The organism is uncultured Lutibacter sp. (assembly GCF_947493565.1).
GTDB lineage: Bacteria > Bacteroidota > Bacteroidia > Flavobacteriales > Flavobacteriaceae > Lutibacter > Lutibacter aestuarii.
Window position 1 is genome coordinate 128,352 of sequence record NZ_CANLRG010000008.1, and the last position, 12,622, is coordinate 140,973.

Annotated in this window: 12 protein-coding genes and 1 tRNA gene; 3 read left to right on the forward strand and 10 right to left on the reverse strand. The window is 29.4% G+C overall.

Annotation, left to right across the window (positions count from 1 at the left end; all coding sequences use genetic code 11):
* Positions 1-73: 73 nt before the first annotated feature.
* The 6 genes from Q0714_RS11460 to Q0714_RS11485 all read right to left on the reverse strand — a co-directional run bounded on the left by Q0714_RS11460 (position 74) and on the right by Q0714_RS11485 (position 6,242).
* Positions 74-1,888 (reverse strand): hypothetical protein, encoded by a 1,815-nt coding sequence (locus Q0714_RS11460; protein ID WP_298265152.1) that lies wholly within the window; start codon positions 1,886-1,888, stop codon positions 74-76.
* 602 nt (positions 1,889-2,490) lie between these two features.
* Positions 2,491-2,910 (reverse strand): DUF3995 domain-containing protein, encoded by a 420-nt coding sequence (locus Q0714_RS11465; RefSeq protein ID WP_298265154.1) that lies wholly within the window; start codon positions 2,908-2,910, stop codon positions 2,491-2,493.
* Positions 2,911-3,409: 499 nt separating this feature from the next.
* A complete protein-coding gene (locus Q0714_RS11470) occupies positions 3,410-3,832 on the reverse strand; it encodes a VOC family protein (RefSeq protein WP_298265156.1) in 423 nt (140 codons plus the stop codon).
* Between the two features lie 29 nt (positions 3,833-3,861).
* Positions 3,862-4,608, reverse strand: a complete 747-nt coding sequence (locus Q0714_RS11475; protein ID WP_298265158.1) for a DUF6597 domain-containing transcriptional factor — start codon at positions 4,606-4,608, stop codon at positions 3,862-3,864.
* Positions 4,609-4,821: 213 nt separating this feature from the next.
* Positions 4,822-5,454 (reverse strand): LysE family translocator, encoded by a 633-nt coding sequence (locus tag Q0714_RS11480; protein ID WP_298265160.1) that lies wholly within the window; start codon positions 5,452-5,454, stop codon positions 4,822-4,824.
* A 539-nt stretch (positions 5,455-5,993) separates the two neighbouring features.
* A complete protein-coding gene (locus Q0714_RS11485; RefSeq protein WP_298265162.1) occupies positions 5,994-6,242 on the reverse strand; it encodes an MFS transporter in 249 nt (82 codons plus the stop codon).
* Here Q0714_RS11485 and Q0714_RS11490 point away from each other — a divergent pair.
* A complete protein-coding gene (locus Q0714_RS11490; protein ID WP_298265264.1) occupies positions 6,219-6,521 on the forward strand; it encodes a S41 family peptidase in 303 nt (100 codons plus the stop codon). The genes Q0714_RS11485 and Q0714_RS11490 overlap by 24 nt on opposite strands.
* A gap of 53 nt (positions 6,522-6,574) precedes the next feature.
* A complete protein-coding gene (locus tag Q0714_RS11495; RefSeq protein WP_298265164.1) occupies positions 6,575-6,937 on the forward strand; it encodes a hypothetical protein in 363 nt (120 codons plus the stop codon).
* 150 nt (positions 6,938-7,087) lie between these two features.
* Here the strand turns inward: Q0714_RS11495 and Q0714_RS11500 are convergent.
* Positions 7,088-7,169: transfer RNA gene (locus tag Q0714_RS11500), tRNA-Leu, on the reverse strand.
* Positions 7,170-7,290: 121 nt separating this feature from the next.
* On the opposite strand from Q0714_RS11500, the gene Q0714_RS11505 reads away from it, so the two are divergent.
* Positions 7,291-8,679, forward strand: coding sequence for a dipeptidase (locus tag Q0714_RS11505; RefSeq protein WP_298265166.1), 1,389 nt, complete (start codon positions 7,291-7,293; stop codon positions 8,677-8,679).
* Positions 8,680-8,740: 61 nt separating this feature from the next.
* On the opposite strand, the gene nadB is transcribed toward Q0714_RS11505, so the two are convergent.
* The 3 genes from nadB to Q0714_RS11520 form a co-directional block, all read right to left on the reverse strand.
* Complete coding sequence (nadB, locus tag Q0714_RS11510; RefSeq protein ID WP_298265168.1) at positions 8,741-10,333, reverse strand: L-aspartate oxidase; 1,593 nt, start codon at positions 10,331-10,333, stop codon at positions 8,741-8,743.
* A gap of 12 nt (positions 10,334-10,345) precedes the next feature.
* Positions 10,346-11,341 (reverse strand): quinolinate synthase NadA, encoded by a 996-nt coding sequence (gene nadA, locus Q0714_RS11515; RefSeq protein WP_298265170.1) that lies wholly within the window; start codon positions 11,339-11,341, stop codon positions 10,346-10,348.
* Positions 11,342-11,467: 126 nt separating this feature from the next.
* Positions 11,468-12,520, reverse strand: a complete 1,053-nt coding sequence (locus tag Q0714_RS11520; protein ID WP_298265172.1) for a branched-chain amino acid aminotransferase — start codon at positions 12,518-12,520, stop codon at positions 11,468-11,470.
* Positions 12,521-12,622 lie beyond the last annotated feature (102 nt).

Consider the following 12,622-nt stretch of genomic DNA (forward strand, 5'->3'; position numbering starts at 1 on the left):
ATTTTCGTAAGTAGACTAGAACTATCAATAAATTATATACGGTGTTGGCAATAGTTTTATCCATAATAACTTATTACTCTTTTATATTAGGGGAATTGATTCTGCCAGAGTTTAGCCCTCTTATTGAAAGAGATTTAACAGCTTTTTTTTCATCAAGTTCAAATAAAATTTGCATATTATATCTAGGGTTGTCACTTTCAACTAAAAATAAGGTTCTAGTAAATGGCCATATTTCAAGAGGTTCATCCCAATAATTAGATTCTAAATATAATTTATTATCCTCTAAATAAATTCTTCGGTTTCTTTTTTTATCTACAATATACTTTCCTAGATAAGGTGTAATATTATTTATTTTATTAAGATGATAATCAGGTATTTTTTCATTTAATAATTTTAGTGAATTTAAGCTTTCCAAATGTCTTGGGTTATCCTCTAATGCTATTTTAAAATATTTAACGCTTTTGTTTTTGTTTCCTTTTTCCAGATATAACCTTCCTAAGTTATAATTGGTGAGATACCAATTTGGAAATGCTTTATTAGATAATAATAGGGTTTCAATAGCTTCATCTAATCTTGCATTATTTTGAAGATAAAGACTAGTTTGAAGTAATTCTCGCCAATCTAATTTTGTTAAGTACTCTTTTTCGTGCTTAAGTATCTCATTTATTATTTTCTCAGTGTAATAAAATCCATTATCAGAAATATGTTGACCTATAGAAGATGGGTTTAAAGGCTTCTTTAGTCCTTTCTCAAAAGTGAAACTGTGTTCATATAATTTTTTATCCTTTTCTTTGAATGAATCAAAGCCTTTTAAGTTTGCATCAAAAAAGTCTCCAATATAACTAGTCATTTCAATATAAAAGTTATAGATCATTCCTTTTTCAGATAAAGATAGCGAGTCATTTGTAGTCGTCTCATACAATAAATTTAAGCCAGAGAAATAACTATGTTTGTTATGATTAAATCTTATTAAGGCTTTATTAGAATATTTAACCTTATCATAAAAAGTAGAAGGATTTTGTTCAGGGTTCTTTAGGTTTTTTCCAATTAATAAGAGATTTGAAGAAAAATCATAAGGATTGTAAAATTCACTTTTTTTAATTAAATCTAACCATCCTTGAGACATAATTGATCCATCTAATGAAATAGTTGCATCAATGTCTTTATTTTTTGAAGCAAAAATGATATTTGATAATCCCCCTAAGCTAAAGCCAAAAGTGCCAATTTTTTCACTTTTGTGCTTTCTTTTAGCAAAGCCTAGTAGATAAGCTAAGTCTTCTGCTTGCGTATGTACATCTCTAAGTGTTCTGGTTTGTAATAAAGTATATTCACCTTTAGCCATAACAGAAAATATAATATACCCTTTACTAGCTAAATATTCACAGATAATACTGTTATCTGAAGCAGAGCTATTCATAGGTGGAGCATAAATAATTATTGGAAAATCTTTTTCAACCTCTTCAGCATTTAAAAAAGCATGAGTTTTTTCATTTAAAAGATTAGTAATAACATTTTGCTTTGTAGTTTCAGTTTGATTTATGAAGTTCTTAATTGCATCTATTTTATTATTAGGAGTGTTTTTTTTAAAATCAGTTTCTGATGCCCAATATCCAATATAATCTTTATACTTCATTCTTTTTGAAAAATTAATTTTTTTTGCAGGGTACCAAACAGATATTTGCATTGGCCTTCCAATAGGGTTATTGGTTCTTGCTTTATAGTAATCATATTTGTTTAAATAAGACCTACTTTGGTCATAAGTATGAATGACTTTGTAGCCAACGGGGTATTCGCCATACTCTAACTGTTTTGTTATTTCATTTTGACAATTAGCTTTTAATGAATTGATTAGTATTGTGATTACAATTAATAAAAAATTATATTTCATTTTTGAACAGTTAAAGTTTTTTTGTAAAGACAATTGTTTATTTAAATTGTTACAGTTACGATTTTCTTTTTTTAAATTATGCCTACTTGTTATATGCTTATATTATATACATTTGCCCCTATTTTAATTCAAAAATAAGGTACTTTTATATTTGTTTATTGTTTGATTGGTAAATTTATTTTTTTAGAATTATTCTTCTTTGAGAAGAGGGTATTTATAAATTTCATCCGTTAAATATTTATACCAATTCCAAAACTTTATTGGTTTTCTTTCAAATACTCTAAAAATAACTGTGTCTGATGTCTAAGGGTTTTCTTTTTTGAATAATTCGAATTTTTTATTCATCAACTCTATGTTTCTCCCCTTTTCTTTCAATAAAATAAAATTAAATTCATTGTTTTTTGTTTGAAAATTATATAAATTAAGGATTTTATTATATCCTAAATTTAAAAAACTTAAGTTTGAAAAAATGATAATGACAAATACAAATAATATAATTCTAATTGAAATTTTCATAATATATAATTTTAATTACAAACACCAGAATTTGAAGCATGCATTATACTAATAAATAGAGTTATCACTTTTAGGTAGTACCAGTTTTATTTCATAAGTTCAATTAAAATCCCAATTGTTCCAATTATAAAACATAAAGGCGAAAATAATTTTGTATCCAATTTCCCGAAATCTGTTTTCTTTACACTTTTAAAAAACCCAACATACTTAAATTCTCCAATTGCTCTCAAAAGAAATATTATTGGAATTATCCAACTTCCATATTTTATAATCCAATTAGGTAGATTGTACTCAATAACTCCAGATTTAAGAATGTAAAAAATTCCAAATATTGTTAATCCAATTCCAACTATGGCACTATCAATTTTTTTTGGATTCAAAACTCTTTCTCCACTTTCTTTTGTCGGTAATGATGCCTCAAAACCAAATTTACCTCCAACAACCCAATTAAAATGAATTAGTCCAAGTCCAATTAGTACAGTACTTAGTAAAATTGATAAAATCATAATCTAAAGTTTTTTTGCTCTCAAATTAATATTAATGTATTTTTATAAAATTTATTAATGCATTTACCCTTTCAATTTTAGCTTAAATGTAAGCGTAAATTTTATATAGCCTAAGTTAACAATTCATTAATTTCAACTACTAATCAGAAAGAACAAAAGAGAGGGATTGGGTTATGATATTACGTAGAGAAATTCATCTCGTCAACATTGATAATTCCCTCTCTTTTTCTATTTGTAATCAATTACTTTTCCATTAGTCAAAATGCTATTCCAATGCGTTTTGTTCGTATAGCAGCCTGGGATTACTTCTTCATGTTTTTCCCTAAACTCCAAAATATTTTTGGATTGCATTTTACATTGATAAATTCAAAGGTCTCCACATTGGTTGAAGTGAATATTTTGTCTTCGACAGAAAACACCAAAGTAACTTTATAAAATGACATTTTTTCTATCATCCTATTAGCGAAAGACAATAAATTTCAGCAAGTTTCTATGTCCATTACTCACTTTTTTCAGCAAATCCAAGTATGTAACCATTATTGTCCTTTAGATAAAATTCACGCATTCCGTACCAGGCCGTTTTCAGTTCGGTTGGATTCAAACCTTCGTCTTTTATTTGCTTGTAAAAGTCATCAATTCCGTCAATTTCCATATAGAACGATACACTTGCTCCCATTGAAATGTCTTTTGCTAGAAGAACATCTTGTTTGAAGCTGTCAGTCCGCTGAAACATCATTTCTATATTGTCTTTACTCACCAAGGCGTAAACATAATTCTTTCCGCCTGTCAATGATTGTTCAATTCCATCCTGCGTTTCGGGAACCACTATTACCAATGAAAAACCTAAAACGTTTTGATAAAATTCAATGGTTTCTCTAATACTCTTTACCTCAAAATTGGGGGTTAATTTGTTTGCTTTCATTTTTTTATTTTTTAGTTGAAAACACAAATTTACGTTGTCTGAATGGTGGTCAATTGTAAAAATCGGTCATTTTCGTTCAAATACAAATTAGTTGGTGTCGAGCCTGTAATCTGCTTTACCTGCTTGATAAAATGGGCTTGGTCGTAATAATTATTTTCTGGAAAAAGTTTACCATTTGCAATATGTTTTAATGATGAATGACATTTTAAGATATTGCAGAATGTTTTAAGTGAAAAACCGAAACGACTGTTAAAATATCTGTTAATTTGCCGTTTGCTCCAAAAAGTCCTTTCTGAAATTTCTTGGACTGAAATTTCACCTTTTCGATCATAAATAATCTTGAAAAGTTCAAATTTTCTACTGTCAATTTCTTTTAGGTTTTTGAGTCCGTATTTTAATTTTTCGGTTATTGAATCGGTAAATTTTTCGAAATTTCCAAAGTCGAAATTTTCACAGCCAAAAAAATTAGTTGGCAAGTTTGTTGTTGTGTTTTTAAGTTCTTTGATTGACTTTTTAAAAATATACTCAGCTGAAATCAGTTTGAAGCAAACGCCAATCAATTTGATATTTTTTGGTATCGAGATTTGAATTTGTTTTGTCCAAACTCCTGTCAACGATACTTTGGTAATTTGCCCATTTTTAATTTCAAAAATCAGGTCAAAAAATCCGTCTGGAAGTATTTCATAGTAGCATTCATTTTCGCAAGTCTCAAACTCCCAAAAACTTTTTATGAAGTTGGAAATAAATCCTTTGGTATGTTTTTCTTGGTAGCTCACTCAGTTTGATTAAATAACACACAACTAGTTTCTTATAAGATTTGCACGACTGAAAAATCGGAGGTTTTCAGTGATAACAAACCGTTTGTTGAATGTTTATTGTTTTTTATTAGCTCAAATTTAAGTATAAATTATATAAATATTTGTTGTAGACTGAGCTTTATTTTATACTTTCAATCCAATTACATATCATTCTATCATTCATGTTAACAATTATTTTTTTGTCAATGCTAGCTTTATCCCAAGTGTTAAAAATAGTACGCCTGTTATTTTATCCAACCAATTTTTTATTTTATAGTTTTTTCGAATTTGATTCGACAATTTGGACACGAACAAAGCTAAAATTAGACACCAAATTGTTCCTGTTGTTAGAAATGTAATTCCTAGAATCAAGAAAGGTAAATAGTTTACCTCATAACTTGGATCAATAAATTGTGGTAAAAATGCAAGAAAAAATAATGCTACTTTAGGATTCAGAATATTAGTAAAGACTCCAGAAATATAAATTTTTCTATAATTAGTAACTTGATTTTCTTTACTTAATTCAAAGTTCTCATCTGGCTTTTTAAGAATCGCTTTAAACCCTAAAAATATCAAATATGCAGCACCAACGTACTTCACTATTTCGAAAGCTATGGCAGATTTTTCAAGAATTATAGAGAGCCCTAACGTTGCAAAAATTATATGAAAAATTGCTCCTGTTGATATTCCCAACGCAGATAAAACCCCTGCCTTTTTCCCTTGAGAAATACTCCTTCCAAGTATATACATTGTATCTGCTCCAGGCGTTAAATTCAAAATTAGTCCAGCTATTAAAAAAGTTTCAAAGTTTATTATTCCAAACATAATTATTTTGTTTTAAATTTTCATTCCCTATAATCAGAGAATACAATATCACCATCTAAGTCAGACACAATGACTAGATTTGAGCCTTTGATTCGTATTGCTCCACCAGAAGGTATATAGTCTCATAAGAAGTACCCTATATATTTGATTTAGAATTACAGCAAACTGTGAATAAGATTTCTTATCGAAAATCATTTTATATTGTTTGGTCTAATATTATTAATAAGTTTACCTTCTTTAAATTCCTCTGTCTTATCATTATTAGGGCTACAACTTATGTGAAAAAAGGTAAACAAAATAATAAAATTAAAATAGATTTTCTTTTGCTTTCATAACTCATCAAGTTTAAATGTTGCTAACAAATATAGATTATTTTTTTAAGTAAATGTAACTAACAAAAGACGGAGAAAGTTCTCGAACAATTATTGTAATATTATCTATCATTAGTTAGATGTAGCACCTAATTATTTTGTCATTTTTAGATAATTATAAAATATATGTAACATTTAATCAGGACAGGATTACTAGTTTTAAAAGCTTCAAAATAAGCTAAGTGGTAAAACTATACCAGCTGTAATTCCTATAATTATATTCAATCCAAAAGTAAGTTCCACATCATTTGGGTGTACCCAATAAAAAGCAACACTAAATATTACAGCTAAAATCATAGTACCCATAAAAGTATTTTTCTTACCAAATTTAGCTGAGACAGGTTTTGCAAGTAAAACACCTATTAAATTTGAATTAAAAAAGTCACATAAAAAATATATCCTAACAAAAAAAACCATAACTATTCAGGGAACGTATACGTATTGTCTAGTTCGGCTGTAATGAGTAGTAATGAGTCTTTTATTTTAATGATGAAAACATTGCCAAACACCAAAGTAGTGGGTATGACAACCTATGGAGCTTCAGGAAATCCTAAGGCCTATGATCTCTCAAATGGCATTAAAGTTTACTTACCATCATGGAAAGCCTATACCCTTGAAGGAGATTTAATTGAAGACCATGGCATTAAACCAGGTATTGAAATCATAACAACTGAAAAAGAATTCATCAATAGATGATGTACTTATTGATCGGGTATTAAAAATGATAAAAAAACAATAAATTAAAAGATATGAGAAATAGCTTAATAATTCTACTTGCTTTGTCTTTTACATCTTGTAAGAGAAATAATCAACTTAATCTAAATCAAATAACTACAAACTACAATAATAAAAAATTAAAGATTGAAAGAGTTGAGTATTTAATTAATAGGATTGATTCTTTTAGTAATGGTCTTATTTGGAACAATAAAGGGTATGGTTTAATTGAAAAAGATTTTACTGATTCATTATTTGGTTTCTCTTTTTATGGAAAAAGATTTGATAATCAAAATGAGGTTATATATTATAAAGGTAATGGTTTTATAATCTCTCCAAAAACAAAGAGTTATTCAATAAAAAATAATCTTGGGATACGATCAAGACCTAAACTTTAATAATTATAATTACAACTTCATTCTAATAATTTAATTAAGTATTAAAGATTAAGATTTGATATCAATTTAAATTAGATTTTAAAATCAGCAAAATGTTGTACCTATGTTGTACCTGAATAAAAAAAGCCACTCAATATTGAGAGGCTTTTGTGCGGCTGAAGGGAGTCGAACCCCCACGCCTTGCGGCACTAGATCCTAAGTCTAGCGTGTCTACCAATTCCACCACAGCCGCGAAATTGGACTGCAAATATACACAATACTTAGAAAATGCAAAGTAGTTATTCCATATTTTTTTCATTAATTTTAAATCAGATAAAAATGTGTATTTTTGAATAAAATAAATTTTAATTTTAATGGAAAATATTAAATCCTACGTCAGTCAACACAAAGACAGATTTATAAATGAACTTATTGAATTACTAAAAATCCCATCTATTAGTGCAGATTCTGCTTACAGTCAAGATGTTTTAAATACTGCCGATGCTATTAAAATAGCTTTGGAAAAAGCTGGCTGCAACCACGTTGAAATATGTGATACTCCAGGTTACCCAATAGTTTACGGAGAAAAAATAATAAATAAAGATTTACCTACTGTTTTGGTTTATGGACATTATGATGTTCAACCTGCTGATCCTATAGAATTATGGACTTCTCCTCCATTTGAGCCTGTTATTAAAAATACAGAAAAACATCCTGACGGAGCCATTTTTGCGCGTGGCGCTTGTGATGATAAAGGTCAAATGTATATGCATGTAAAAGCATTGGAATACATGACCAAAACTGGGAATCTTCCATGTAATGTTAAATTTATGATTGAAGGTGAAGAAGAAATTGGCTCATCAAGTTTGGCTTGGTTTGTAGAACGAAATCAAGAAAAACTTGCGAACGATGTTATTTTAATTTCAGATACTGGAATGATTTCAAATTCACAACCATCTATCACTACTGGATTAAGAGGGTTGAGTTATGTTGAAGTTGAAGTTACTGGCCCTAACAGAGATTTACACTCTGGTTTATATGGAGGAGCTGTTGCAAATCCAATTAATGTGTTAACAAAAATGATTGCTTCTTTGCATGATTCTAATAATCATATTACTATTCCTGGCTTCTACGATAAGGTTGAAGAATTATCGTCTCAAGAAAGAGCTGAAATGGCCAAAGCTCCTTTTTCATTAGAAAATTATAAAAAAGCTTTAGATATTGATGATATATATGGAGAAACAGGTTATACAACAAATGAAAGAAATTCAATTCGGCCAACTTTAGATGTTAATGGTATTTGGGGAGGCTATACTGGTGAAGGAGCCAAAACAGTAATTGCAAGTAAAGCGTATGCAAAAATTTCTATGCGTTTAGTTCCAAATCAAGATTGGAAAGAAATTACTGATTTGTTTATAAAACATTTTGAAAGTATAGCTCCAAAAGCTGTAAAAGTAAAAGTAACACCTCATCATGGAGGTCAAGGTTATGTTACTCCAATTGACAATATTGGATACCAAGCAGCTAATAAAGCTTACACAGAAACTTTTGGCATTCCTGCAATTCCTCAACGTTCGGGAGGAAGTATACCAATTGTTGCTCTATTTGAAAAAGAACTTAAAAGCAAAACTATTTTAATGGGATTTGGTTTAGATAGCGATGCCATTCATTCTCCAAACGAACATTTTGGGGTTTTCAATTACTTAAAGGGTATTGAAACCATTCCATTATTTTATAAATATTTTACTGAAATGAGTAAATAAAAAATAAAAAAACCGTTCATATGAACGGTTTTTTTTATTATCACATATTGACAATTATATTTTACAACTCATTTACCAAATCAGCACTATAAAAGCCACCTTTATTTTCTTTTCTAGTTTTAGAAAATTGCGTTATTAAATATGCAGTAGTAATAAGATTTCTAAGCTCACACAAATCTACCGATAGTTCGGAATGATCGTATAATCTTTTATTATCTTCATACAAAACTTTTAATTTTCTTTCTGCACGTAATAATCGTTCATTTGAACGTACAATTCCTACATAATTACTCATAATTGTCTTCACTTCATTTCTATCATGAGTAATTAATATTTTTTCCATGTTTTTAACAACACCACTATCATTCCAAACAGGTATTTGCTTCGGAAATTTAATTTTTGAAAAACGTTTTTTTAAATTTTCAAAAGCATTATGTGAAAAAACCAACCCTTCTAATAATGAGTTAGAGGCTAATCTATTTGCTCCATGAAGCCCCGACCTAGTAACTTCGCCACTTGCATATAAGTTTTTAATGGAGGTTTTTCCTTTTTTATTAACATTTACACCTCCACAAATATAATGTTGCGCTGGTGATACTGGAATAAAGTCTTTCCTCACGTCAATCCCTAAACTCATACATTTTTCAGTGATATTTGGGAAATGCTTCTGAAATTCTTCAAAATTAATATGTGTACAATCTAAATATACATAAGGAGCTCCACTTTTTTTAAGTTCACTGTCTATAGCTCGAGCAACAATGTCACGCGAAGCTAATTCTTCCCGTTCATCATATTTGTGCATAAAGCGTTTTCCATTAAAATCTCTTAAAATTGCTCCTTCACCTCTAACTGCTTCAGAAATAAGAAACGCTGGGTATTCTCCTGGATTGTACAGTGCTGTTGGGTGAAATTGTATAAATTCAACATCTGATATTTCAGCTTTTGCTCTATAGGCCATAGCAATTCCATCACCTGTTGCAATTACTGGGTTAGTTGTAGTAATATAAACCTGACCTATACCACCTGATGCCAACATTGTAACCTTTGATGAAAAAGTTTTAACAATGCTCTTTTTCTCATCTAATACATAAGCTCCATAACAAGTAATTTTCTCTTGTCGTTTTGTTTGTTTCTTTTTTACCTGATGCTCAGTTATTAAATCAATTGCATAATGGTATGTTAAAAAATTGATATTTTCAAATTTTTCAACTTGTTCAATAAGAGCTCTTTCTATTTCAGCTCCAGTAATATCTTTGTGATGTAAAATTCTATCTTGTGAGTGACCTCCTTCCCTACCTAAAGAATAGGTTCCATTTTTATCTTTATCAAATTTAGTTCCCCAATCAATAAGTTCTTGTAAACGTTTAGGTGCTTCTTTTACCACCATTTCAACAACTTCTTCATCACAAATACCATCACCAGCAATTAAAGTATCTTTTATGTGTTGATCGAATGAATCTACTGTTTTATCCCAAACTGTTGAAATACCTCCTTGAGCATATTTGGTATTGCATTCATTTTTTTCATTTTTAGTTACTATAGTAATTTTGGCGTCTTTAAAATGAGTTGCTGTTTTTAAAGCAAATGTAAGTCCAGCAATACCTGAACCAATAATTAAAAAATCAGTTTTATGTATCTTTTTTTCAGCATTCATTCATATAAATGGTTATTTGGAAAGCTCCAACATGCGTTCAATTGAGACTAGTGCCTTTTTACTTAGCTCTGGGTCAACATCAACATTAGGTAGTTCGTGTTTTAAGCACAAATATAATTTTTTCATCGTATTCATCTTCATATAAAAACACTCACTACAATTACAGTTATCGTCTTCTACAGGTGCAGGAATTAAAATTTTATCTGGTGATTCTTGACGCATTTTATGTAAAATACCAACCTCAGTTGCTACAATAAAAGTTTTAGCTTTACTAGTTTTTACATAATTTAATAACCCAGAAGTTGAGCCAACATATTTGGCTACTTTTAGTAAATGAGCTTCAGACTCTGGATGTGCTATAATTTCAGCTTCTGGATTTTCAGCATATAAATTTAAAATTTTATCAATTGAAAATGCTTCATGAACCATACAAGCTCCATCCCAAAGCAACATATCTCTACCTGTTTTTTTAATTAACCAAGCGCCTAAATTTCTATCGGGTGCAAAAATAATTGGTTGTTCTTTAGGTATCGAATTTATAATTTTCTCTGCATTTGACGATGTACAAACAATATCTGTTAAAGCTTTAATTTCAGCTGAAGTATTCACATACGAAACAACTAAATGATTTGGGTGTTGTTTTTTAAAAGCTTCAAAGTCAGCTGGAGGACAAGAATCTGCTAAAGAGCAACCAGCTTTTAAATCTGGTAATAATACTTTTTTGGTCGGGTTCAAGATTTTAGCTGTTTCAGCCATAAAATGAACCCCTGCAAAAACTATAACATCTGCATTTGTAGTCGCTGCCTTTTGAGCCAATGCTAAACTATCTCCAACAAAATCTGCAATATCCTGTATGGCATCTTCTTGATAATAATGAGCTAAAATTACTGCATTCTTTTCCTTTCTAAGTCTATTAATTTCTTCAACATAATTAATATCTTTTGGGGTTTCTACATCTAAAAACCCTTTTTCTTGTAACTTATTTTTAGCTTCTTCTAAGGTAGTCATAAATGGTATTTTACTAAATTAAAACCAATAAATATGCCAAACAATCGGATAAAAATCCGATTGTTTAAGCGTATGCAATGTATAAAAACTTATTATTTTAGACAAGATTTCTAAAAATGATTTGATTTATTTCACTTGAAATCTCCAACCAAATTTATCTTCAGCTTTATTTCGTTGAATATCTGTAATACTTTTTTTAATAAAAGAAGCGTAGCTATCGTCAATCTTAGGGAGTTCAAATTTTTCACCTTTGTGAGCAAATCCTAAAATAGGGCTAATTACCGCTGCGGTTCCAGCACCAAACATTTCTTTTAATTCACCTTTTTTAGCAGCTTCAATAATTTCAGTAACTCTAACTGGTCTTACTTCTACTTTTATTCCTTTATCTTCAGCAAATTGAATGATACTTTTACGTGTTACTCCATCTAAAATTCTATCACTTGTTGGAGCTGTTAATAAGGTATCATTAACTCTAAAAAACACATTCATAGTACCAGCTTCTTCCAAAAATTCATGATTTGCTGCATCGGTCCATAACACTTGTTGATATCCTTCTTTCGCTGCTAATTTTGCAGGATAAAATGATGCTGCATAATTACCAGCAGCTTTTGCATAACCAACTCCACCATTAGCCGCTCTACTATATTTATCTGCAAAAACAACTCTTACTTCCCCTGCATAATATGCTTGTACTGGTGAACAAATAATCATAAATTTATATTTGTTGGATGAGGATGCAGATACACAATTCTCAGTTGAAATAACAAAAGGTCTAATGTACAATGAGTTGTCAGCTCCTTTTTGAACCCAATCACTATCCATTTTTATTAATGTTGTTAATCCTTCAAAAAAGTAATCTTTTGGAAAAGGAGGCATATCTAAACGCTCTGCAGACTTATTAATTCGTTCTTGGTTTTGGTCTGGTCTAAATAACCAAACATCATCATTATCATCTTTATAAGCTTTCATTCCTTCAAAAACAGCTTGTCCGTAATGAAATACTTTAGCAGAAGGATCAAAAGAAAGTGCTTGATAAGGTCTAATTTTTGGAGTTTGCCATTCACCATTTTCATAATCACATTCAAACATATGGTCTGTAAAAACCTGACCAAATTTTAAGTTGTTAAAATCAACTTCTGAAATTTTTGATTTTTCAATTTTTTCTATATGTAAAGCCATAACACGTCTAAATTTAATTTAAACAAAATTACTTATTTTTTTTAATTAATAATTTCAAACCTCACTTAAGTTAATTGCTTATTTTTAATATATTTGCCTAAA

What these genes read in the sequence shown, in the direction of transcription:
- nadA (WP_298265170.1), bottom strand. Translation starts at nt 11,341, where the DNA reads ATGACTACCTTAGAAGAAGCTAAAAATAAGTTACAAGAAAAAGGGTTT.
- Q0714_RS11520 (WP_298265172.1), bottom strand. Translation starts at nt 12,520, where the DNA reads ATGGCTTTACATATAGAAAAAATTGAAAAATCAAAAATTTCAGAAGTT.
- Q0714_RS11505 (WP_298265166.1), top strand. Translation starts at nt 7,291, where the DNA reads ATGGAAAATATTAAATCCTACGTCAGTCAACACAAAGACAGATTTATA.
- Q0714_RS11465 (WP_298265154.1), bottom strand. Translation starts at nt 2,910, where the DNA reads ATGATTTTATCAATTTTACTAAGTACTGTACTAATTGGACTTGGACTA.
- Q0714_RS11480 (WP_298265160.1), bottom strand. Translation starts at nt 5,454, where the DNA reads ATGTTTGGAATAATAAACTTTGAAACTTTTTTAATAGCTGGACTAATT.
- Q0714_RS11495 (WP_298265164.1), top strand. Translation starts at nt 6,575, where the DNA reads ATGAGAAATAGCTTAATAATTCTACTTGCTTTGTCTTTTACATCTTGT.
- Q0714_RS11470 (WP_298265156.1), bottom strand. Translation starts at nt 3,832, where the DNA reads ATGAAAGCAAACAAATTAACCCCCAATTTTGAGGTAAAGAGTATTAGA.
- Q0714_RS11460 (WP_298265152.1), bottom strand. Translation starts at nt 1,888, where the DNA reads ATGAAATATAATTTTTTATTAATTGTAATCACAATACTAATCAATTCA.
- nadB (WP_298265168.1), bottom strand. Translation starts at nt 10,333, where the DNA reads ATGAATGCTGAAAAAAAGATACATAAAACTGATTTTTTAATTATTGGT.
- Q0714_RS11485 (WP_298265162.1), bottom strand. Translation starts at nt 6,242, where the DNA reads ATGGTTTTTTTTGTTAGGATATATTTTTTATGTGACTTTTTTAATTCA.